Origin of the sequence: Streptomyces gardneri (assembly GCF_006539185.1) — a bacterium.
Lineage (GTDB): Bacteria > Actinomycetota > Actinomycetes > Streptomycetales > Streptomycetaceae > Streptomyces > Streptomyces gardneri.
Map to the genome: position 1 here is coordinate 1 of NZ_BJMN01000102.1, position 8,962 is coordinate 8,962.

Below are 8,962 nucleotides of genomic sequence, written 5' to 3' on the forward strand. Positions count from 1 at the left end.
AAAGAGAACTCTACCCGACCTGGAGGGGTGCTCCTGACCAATATCGATCGCGTCCGGCCTGTCGGATGGTCGTACTGGCCCTTCGATCCGTCAAAATGCGATTTGTCCAGACAGTTGAGACACTGACGCCCGAAACGAGGGTCAAAAGATCTTGACGAGTGTGGAGGGGAATCGCATGAGCGTGCCGGTCTTCGAGGAGTTCGAACCCGCGGCCGACTGCGGCTGCCCGGGCTGCGCCCAGCAGCGCCGTGGCCTCGCGCTTGGCCTGCCCGTGCGGGCGGGCGGCCACCCGGCGGCGCACGGCGCGCGCCGCGCGCTGGTGCTGGTGACGGCGGCGGGAGTGGTCCTCGGCGGGGGAGGGGTGGGAGCGGCGACGGCCCTCTCGCACCCGATGGAGCCGGTCGGCCCGACGGGCCCGTTCACCCCGGCGGACGCGACCCCGGGCCCCGAGGCGGCAGTGGGTACGGACGTGGGCGCGGGCGTGGACACGGCGGTCCTGCGGGAGCGGTCGGTCACCGCGGACGCCGCCGCCCCCGTCACCCCCTGGCCCGGGCCGGAGACCCCGCAGGGCGGGCGGGGGCCGCTGCACGGAGCGCCGGGCCCCGGCCCCTCCGCGACCCCCACCCCGCCCCCGGGCACGGGGACCGGTACGGGCACGACCCCGACGACCAGTCAGATCTCGACGGACACCCTGAGGCAGACCACCCGGGCCGAGATCATCAACCGCGCCAAGCTGTGGGTGACGGCCCAGGTCCCGTACTCGATGGAGAAGTACTGGTCGGACGGATACCGCCAGGACTGCTCCGGCTACATCTCCATGGCCTGGAACCTGCGCAGCAACGAGTGGACCGGCAGCCTCGACCGCTTCGCCGAGCGGATCGACCGCACCGAGCTCCAGCCCGGCGACATCCTGCTGTTCCACAACCCGGCCAACCCGACGCGCGGCTCGCACGTCACGATCTTCGGCGGCTGGACCGACTACACCCACACCTCGTACATCGCGTACGAGCAGACCAAGCCGCGCACGCGGAAGCAGGCGACGCCCATGGCGTACTGGGAGAACTCCGACCGGTACGTGGCCTATCGCTACAAGGGCGTGGTCAGCGGCGGCAGCGGCGGCGGCACGACCGGCGGAGGGTCGACCGCGACGCCGAAGCCGGCGACGCCGTACCCGGGGGCACGGAAGTTCGGTCCGGGCGCCGACAACGCCTACATCACCCAGCTCGGGAAGCTCCTGATCGAGCGCGGCGGCAAGACGTACTACAGCAAGGGGCCCGGCCCGAAGTGGGGCGCGGCGGACCGGCGGGCGACCCAGGCGTTCCAGCTCGCGCAGGGCTGGAAGGGCAAGGACGCGGACGGCCTGCCCGGCCCGCAGACGTGGAAGCTCCTCGTGACCGGCGGGGGCAAGGACATCGGCGGATCGGGTGGTTCGGGCGGTTCGAGCGCGAATGCGACGGGGTTCCCCGGGCGTGGCTACTTCCGTCCGGGCCAATCCAACGCATATGTGGAGAAGCTGGGCAAACAACTGGTGAAGCGGGGCTTCGGCAAGCACTACCTGTCGGGACCCGGTCCGCGCTGGACGGAGGCGGACCGCCGCAACGTCGAGGCGTTCCAGCGGGCTCAGGGCTGGCGCGGCGGAACGGCCGACGGCTACCCGGGCCCGGAGACCTGGCGGCGCTTGTTCCGATGACCCCGAGAGCATGAGGTGGACCCGAATGACCGCATCGACCCCGACCCCCGCGGATTCCGGCGCGGCGGCCTCGCGTGACGCGGCCCGCACGGCCAGACGCCTGACGGACGGCACCCTTCCCCGCACGTCACCACCCCAGAGCGGGGATCCGACACGGACACCCCCGGCCGCGCCGGCCCAGGACCGCGCGCCGGCCGGTCCCGCGGCCGGGGCTGCGCCCTCGGGAACGCCCCCGGGTGGTCTCGCGTCCGGGGCTGCGCCCACGGCCTGGGCCTCGGCCTCGGACCGGCCTGCGGCCGTCGGCGGGGCACCGGTCTCGCCCGGGGCTGCGCCCCTGGACCGGGCCTCGGCCGAGCCTGCGGCCGGGGCTGCGCCCACGGCCCCGGCCGGGACGGCGACTGAGGGTCCGGCCGGGACGGCGACTGAGGGTCCGGCCGGGGGTCCGGCTGCGCCTCCGGCAGGGGTCTCGGCTACGGGCCCGGCCACGGCCGAGGCTTCGGCGGGGGCTGCGCCTCCAGTTTGTGCCTCGGCCACGGAACAGGCCACGGCCTCGGCCACGGACCGGACTTCGGCAGGGACTCCGCCCACGCCCACGGCTTCGACCACCGACCCGTACTGGGTCTTGGCCTCGGATCGCCCCGAGGTCCCCGCCGGGACCGCGACCGGAGCTGCGCCCACGGCTTCGACCACTGACCCGTACCGAGCCTCGGCCGGGACGCCGACCGGCACGGCTTCGGCCACCGACCCGTACTGGGTCTTGGCCTCGGATCGCCCCCCGGCCCCGGCCGGGACATCGACCGGGGCCACGTCCACGTCCACGGCTTCGCCCACGTCCACGGCTTCGCCGTCGGGCCGTTCCCCGGCGGGCGCTCCGGCATCACCCGCCACGGCGGACCCCGCGTCCGCCGCCGCGCAGAGGGCCACGGCATCCGCCGCGTCGACGGCTACGGCATCCACCTCGCCGACGGCCACGACCTCCGCCCCGCCCACGGCCACGACCTCCGCCCCGCCGGGCCCGTTGGCCGAGTCCCGGGCCGGGGGCCTGGCGCCCGGCGTGGCCGCCTCGGCCACCGCCGCGGCAGGCACGCCCGCCCCTTCGGCGATGGCGGCGGGCGGTACGAAGTCGGGGGCGTCCGGCGCGGTGACCGGCGTGGCGACGCGGGGGCCGGCTCCGGCGGGTCCGGTCGCCGCCGGGGCCGTACGGTCGCGTGCGTCCGACCCCGCCGGGGCGGTCGGCGGTGCGGCGGCCGCAGTGGCCCCGGCCGCCCCGGCGTCGGCTCGCGGCGCCGTGTCGGCCTCCGCCGGTGTGCCGCCGGGGGCGCCCGGCAGCGGACCGGCGGCCGGTTCCGGTGCTCAGCCGGCGCAGGCAGGCGCTCCCGCCCCGGCGGGTGACCGGCGCGCGTCCGTGTCTCCGGTCGCCGCCAAGGTCTCCGTGGTCAAGGAGCGTGTCGACGTGCCCGACTTCGGGCGGATCACCGGTGCGCGGGTCGCCGCGCTCGCCGTGCCGGTCGCCGGTGTCGTCCGGGTCGCGCGGCGGAAGAACGTGATCGGGGCCGAGACCACCGGCTCCATCCCCGTGCACCTGCTCTTCCGGGACGAGCCGGAGGGCGGCGCCGGGGTCATTGGTGTGAACGGGGACGACGGGGGTCCGGACACCGTCGCGATGGCTGTGCCCGCCGCCCCCGCGAAGAACGGCAAGGCCGCCATTCCGGGGCCCGCGAAGACGGAGCAGCAGGCGCAGGCGCAGTCCCAGGGGATGGCCGCGAACCGGCCGGGGTCCAAGGCCAAGGGGCAGTCCCCGCACCAGTCGCAGGCCCAGGCCCAGGAGCAGTCGCGGGCCGGGAAGTCCCGCCCCGCTCCCACCGCCGATCCCGATCTCGTCGAGCAGCCGGGGGCGGTGCTGCCCGGCTGGGTCGGTGTGGTCGGTGGCGCCCTCGCGCTCGCCGGTTGCGCGGCGGTCGTGTGGTCGGCCGGGGCCGTGCCCGCGGAGGCGGCGCGGATGCTGCGGCTGCCGGCCCGCCCGTACCACGGCATCCACCTCGGCCAGTGGGCGCTGCTCGCCCTCGGTGTCCTCGCCACCCTCTTCGCGGTCGGCGGCCTCGGCCGTGGGCGGGTCGGCTACGCCTGGGTCCTGACGCTCTTCGGCGACTACCGCGGCACCGTCCGGCGGACGGGTCTGGTCTGGGTCAGCCCGCTCCTGCTCCGTCGTCGCGTGGACGTCCGGCTCCGTCACTGGCGCAGTGAGCCGCTGCCCGCGGTCGACGCGAAGGGCACGGCCCTGGACGTCGTCGTCCTCGTCGTGTGGCGGGTGCGGGACACCGTCCGCGCCGCGCTGGGGGTCGACGGTCACGAGGAGTACCTGCGGGAGCAGGTGGAGGCGGCGATGGCCCGGGTGCTGTCGCAGCTTCCGGCGGACGCCTTCCATGAGGACGCCCCGACGCTCCGGGATTCCGAGGCGGTCGGCGAGGCGCTGACGCGGATGCTGTCGGCGGAGTGCGCCCCGGTCGGGGTCGACGTCTTCTCGGCGCAGCCGACGCGTATCGAGTACGCCCCCGAGGTCGCGGCGGCGATGCAGCGGCGCCGGATCGCGGCGATCGACGCGAAGCACCGGGACAGTGTCCTGACGTCGGTGGTGGACGCGGTGGACGACGTGGTCCACCGGCTGACCAGTCGTGGTCTGGTGGAGTTGGACGACTACGAGCGCAAGGCGCTGGTCAAGGACCTGACGGTGGCGTTCTACACGGGGAGGACGGCTCCGGCCGAGGGGGCCTGAGGGGATGGACATGTTCAACTTCCGTCCATACCTTGGTACTTGGTCCAGACCAAAATGAGTCACCCGTACAAGCAGAACCGGTAAGACCGCACGCGTGCGCACGGCCCAACGGAACTCCCCCACGTTCTCCTGGAGCGACAGCATGCACATGCGCAAGAAGACGTCAGTCGGGGCGGCGGTGGTGGCGCTCGGCGTCGCCGGCGCCTCCCTCCTCGCCACCGGCAGCGCGGGCAGTCACGGCTACACCGACTCGCCCATCAGCCGCCAGAAGCTCTGCGCCAACGGCACCGTGACCAACTGCGGCTCCATACAGTGGGAGCCGCAGTCGGTCGAGGGTCTCAAGGGCTTCCCCGCCGCCGGTCCCGCCGACGGCAAGATCTGTTCGGCCGGGCTCACGCAGTTCGCCCAGCTCGACGACCCCCGGGGCGGCGCCTGGCCGGCGACGAGCCTCACGGCGGGGCAGAGCTACAGCTTCCGCTGGCAGTTCACGGCCCGGCACCGCACCACGGACTTCAAGTACTACATCACCAAGAACGGCTGGAACCCGAGTCAGAAGCTGACCCGGGCCGCGCTCGACCCCCAGCCGTTCCTCACCGTCCCCTACAACAACCAGCAGCCGCCGGCGACCCTCTCGCACTCCGGGACCGTCCCGGCGGGCAAGACGGGCCGTCACCTGATCCTGGCGGTGTGGACGATCGCGGACACCGCGAACGCGTTCTACGCCTGCTCGGACGTCAAGTTCTGACGGCCGGCCATCGGCCGGATCGGCACCGTTCAGTTCTGACGGTACGTCAGCTACAGTCCGGCCCATGAAAGGTGCGGACACCGTCGCGGAGCTCGTACGACGCCAATGGGGCGACCACCGGATCGGCCTGAGGGACGAGCACCACACCCTCAGCCACCACGAGGTCGCCGCGGGCGCCGCCGCGCGGGCCGCACTGCTCGTGGACCTGATGCCACCCCTGCCGGGGGGCGAGCCGCACCTCGGCATCCTGCTCGACAACACGCCGGAGTACCCGCTCTGGCTCAGCGCGGCGGCCCTCGCGGGGGCCGCCGTCGCCGGGATCAACCCGACCCGGCGCGGCGCCGAACTCGCCCGGGACATCCGGCACACCGACTGCCGGATCCTGGTCACCCAGCGCGCCCACCTGCCGCTCCTCGACGGCCTCCCGCTGCCCGGGCTGCGCATCCTCGTCACCGACACCGACGCCTACCGTGAACTTCTCGCGCCCTACGACGGCGCCCGCCCGGGAGACGCCACCCTCGGTCCCGTACGCCCCGACAGCCGCTTCCTGCTCTCCTTCACCTCCGGTTCGACGGGCGCGCCCAAGGCCGCGCTCTGCAGCCAGGGACGGCTGGCCGCGGCCGGCGCCTCGCTCGCGACCCACTTCTCCGTACGCCCCGACGACGTCCACTACGTCTGCATGCCGATGTTCCACGGCAACGCGGTGATCGCGGACTGGGCGCCCGCGCTCTGCGCCGGGGCGGGAGTGGCGCTGCGGGCCCGCTTCTCCGCCTCCGGCTTCCTCCCCGACGTACGCCGCTTCGGCGCCACCTACTTCACCTACGTGGGCCGGGCCGTGCAGTACCTGCTCGCCACCCCGCCCGGCCCGGACGACCACGCGCACGCGCTGCGCCTCGGCTTCGGCACGGAGGCCGGGGCCGTGGACGCGGCCCGCTTCCGGGAGCGGTTCGGGGTCCCGCTCGTCGAGGGGTACGGCTCCTCCGAGGGCGGTGCGGCGATCCAGCGCACCCCGGACACCCCGACCGGGGCGATCGGGCGGGCCGCCCCCGGCGACGACCTGGCCGTCCTGGACGCCGAGACCGGCAAGGAGTGCGCACCGGCCCGCTTCTCGCCCGAGGGGCGGCTCCTCAACACGGACGAGGCGGTCGGCGAGCTCGTCAACCGGGGCCGCAGCCCCTTCGAGGGCTACTGGCGCAACCCCGAGGCGGAGGCGGTCCGGCTGCGCGGCGGCTGGTACTGGACGGGCGACCTCTTCTACCGGGACGAGGCCGGCTTCCTCTACTTCGCCGGCCGCACGGACGACCGGCTGCGGGTCGACAGCGAGAACCTGGCGGCGGCGATGATCGAGAACATCCTCGCCCGCTGGGACCGGGCCGCCGGGGTGGCGGTGTACGCGATACCGGACCCGGTGGCCGGCGACCAGGTCATGGCGGCGCTGGCCCTGCGCCCGGGAGCCGTCTTCGACCCGGCGGAGTTCGCGGCCTTCCTCGCCGCACAGCCGGACCTGGGCACGAAGATGCCGCCGCGCTTCGTCCGCGTGACGCGGGAGCTGCCCCTGACGGCCACCAACAAGATCCACCGCGTGGGTCTGCGCGAGGAGTCCTTCCTCTGCGGGGATCCCGTCTGGTGGCGCCCGGCCCCCACCGGCCCGTACGAGCCCCTGACCCCCGAGGCGACCGCCGCACTCCAGGAGCAGTACGCCCGCCACGACCGCACCCCGACCTGGGACCGCCGCCGAGGGTAGGGCCGGCCCTACCCCGCCACACCCTCCAGACCCATGGCCCCGCCCCCGGACCCGCGCCTACCGTGGGCGCTCATGGAACCCCGTAATCCCTGGCAGGCGCTCACCCGGTCCCGCTTTCCGCTCGGCTCCTGGCCCTGGCGGTCCGCCGGGTACCTCGCCGGCGGAGGGATCGTCGGGGGCCTCGCCTGTCTCGTCCTCCTCGTGCTCGGGGTGTTCTCGCTGCTCCTCGTCGGGCTGCCGCTGCTCCTTCTCTCCGGGCTCGCCCTCGGCTCCGTCGAGCGGCTCCGGCTGCGGCTCGTCGACCTGGACCCGGCCCCCGACCCGCACCGCGTCCCCGCCGCACCCGGCCTGACCGCCTGGCTCCGGCTCCGGGTGGGGGAGCAGGCGACCTGGCGCGAGCTCGGCTACGGCCTGCTGCTCGCCACCGTCCTGTGGCCGCTCGACCTCATCGCGCTCGCCGTCGGCGTCGGCCTGCCCCTCGCCCTCCTCAGCGCCCCGCTCCAGCTGGCGGTGGACGGCCACGAGGCCAAGGTCGTCAAGGCGTACCTGGTCACCTCCTACCCCGAGGCCTTCGCCGCCGCGCTCCTCGGCGCCCTCCTCCTCGTCGCCCTCGCCTACCCCCTGGCCGCCGTCGCCGGCGCCCGCGCCGCCCTCGCCCGGGCCCTGCTCGCCCCGCGCGAGACCGACGCGGGGGACGGCAGGATCGGCGAGGTCATCGCCTCCCGCGCCCGGCTCGTCGACGCCTTCGAGGCCGAGCGCCGCCGCATCGAGCGCGACCTCCACGACGGGGCGCAGCAGCGGCTCGTCGCCCTCACCATGACCCTCGGCCTCGCCCGCCTGGACGCCCCGCCGGGGCCGCTCGCCGACCAGCTGGCCAAGGCCCACGCGGAGGCCGGGCAGGTCCTGACCGAGCTGCGGGAGCTGATCCACGGCATCCACCCGCAGGTCCTGGCCGACTACGGCCTCGGCGCGGCCCTCGCCGACGCCGCCGACCGCTCGGCCGTTCCCGTCGACACCGACGTCGACCTGCCCCGGCTGCCCGCCTCCGTCGAGAGCGCCGGCTACTTCGTGGCCTGCGAGGCGCTCGCCAACATCGGCAAGCACAGCGGCGCCGCCCAGGCGAGGATCACCGCGCGGTACGCGGACGGCGTCCTGCGGCTCGACGTCGAGGACGACGGGCGGGGGGCCGCCGACCCGGCCCGCGGCACCGGGCTCACCGGACTCGCCGACCGGATCGCCGTCCTCGATGGCACACTGACGATCATGAGCCCGCCGGGCGGGCCGACCGTCCTCCGAGTGGAGATCCCGTGCCGCACCCTCCGAGAAAGCTCCGCGTCGTCCTCGCCGAGGACAGCGTCCTCCTCCGTGAGGGACTGATCGGCTTCCTGACCCGATTCGGCCACGAGGTCGTCGCCGCCGTCGGTGACGCCGACGGTCTGCGCGAGGCGGTCGCCGCCCACGACCCGGACATCGTCGTCACCGACGTCCGGATGCCGCCCGGCTTCCAGGACGAGGGGCTGCGCGCCGCCGTCGCGCTGCGCGCCGAGCGGCCGGCCCTGCCGGTGCTCGTCCTCAGCCAGTACGTGCAGCGCAGCTATGCCGCCGACCTCCTCGACTCGGGCGACGGCACCGGGGTCGGCTACCTCCTGAAGGACCGGGTCGGGCAGGTCGAGGAGTTCGTCGAGGCCCTCACCCAGGTCGCCGACGGCGGCACGGTCGTCGACCCCGAGGTCGTACGGCAGCTGCTGCGCCGCCACCGGGACCCGCTGGAGGCGCTGACCCCGCGCGAGCGCGAGGTCCTCGGCCTGGTCGCGGAGGGGCACTCCAACGCGGAGATCGCCCGCCGTCTCGTGGTGACCGAGGCCGCCGTCGGCAAGCACATCGGGAACATCCTGGCCAAGCTCGACCTGCCGCAGGCCGAGGACACCCACCGCCGCGTCCTCGCCGTGCTCACCTACCTCCGGGCATGACAAGAAAGCCCCTCGCTTCCGCGAGGGGCTTTCTCTGTCT

The 8,962-nt window shown here is 74.7% G+C and carries 6 protein-coding genes; all 6 read left to right on the forward strand.

Translation table 11 applies throughout. From position 1 onward, the window contains the following. The first annotated feature begins 175 nt into the window (after window positions 1–175). The 6 genes from SGA01_RS40265 (at window position 176) to SGA01_RS40290 (ending at window position 8,922) form a co-directional block, all read left to right on the forward strand. On the forward strand, window positions 176–1,690 hold the full coding sequence (locus tag SGA01_RS40265; protein ID WP_141303342.1) for a peptidoglycan-binding protein: 1,515 nt from the start codon (window positions 176–178) through the stop codon (window positions 1,688–1,690). Window positions 1,691–2,792: 1,102 nt separating this feature from the next. Beyond that, a complete protein-coding gene (locus tag SGA01_RS40270) occupies window positions 2,793–4,463 on the forward strand; it encodes an SPFH domain-containing protein (RefSeq protein ID WP_141303348.1) in 1,671 nt (556 codons plus the stop codon). A gap of 148 nt (window positions 4,464–4,611) precedes the next feature. Then, window positions 4,612–5,208, forward strand: a complete 597-nt coding sequence (locus SGA01_RS40275; protein WP_055646268.1) for a lytic polysaccharide monooxygenase auxiliary activity family 9 protein — start codon at window positions 4,612–4,614, stop codon at window positions 5,206–5,208. Window positions 5,209–5,272: 64 nt separating this feature from the next. Next, window positions 5,273–6,952, forward strand: a complete 1,680-nt coding sequence (locus tag SGA01_RS40280; RefSeq protein WP_141303344.1) for an AMP-binding protein — start codon at window positions 5,273–5,275, stop codon at window positions 6,950–6,952. Between the two features lie 72 nt (window positions 6,953–7,024). Next, window positions 7,025–8,329, forward strand: a complete 1,305-nt coding sequence (locus SGA01_RS40285; RefSeq protein WP_141303346.1) for a sensor histidine kinase — start codon at window positions 7,025–7,027, stop codon at window positions 8,327–8,329. After that, the gene (locus SGA01_RS40290; protein WP_055643306.1) at window positions 8,260–8,922 is read left to right on the forward strand and encodes a response regulator; all 663 of its coding nucleotides are present in this window, start codon (window positions 8,260–8,262) and stop codon (window positions 8,920–8,922) included. Before SGA01_RS40285 ends, SGA01_RS40290 begins: the two co-directional genes overlap by 70 nt. The last annotated feature ends 40 nt before the right edge of the window (window positions 8,923–8,962 follow it).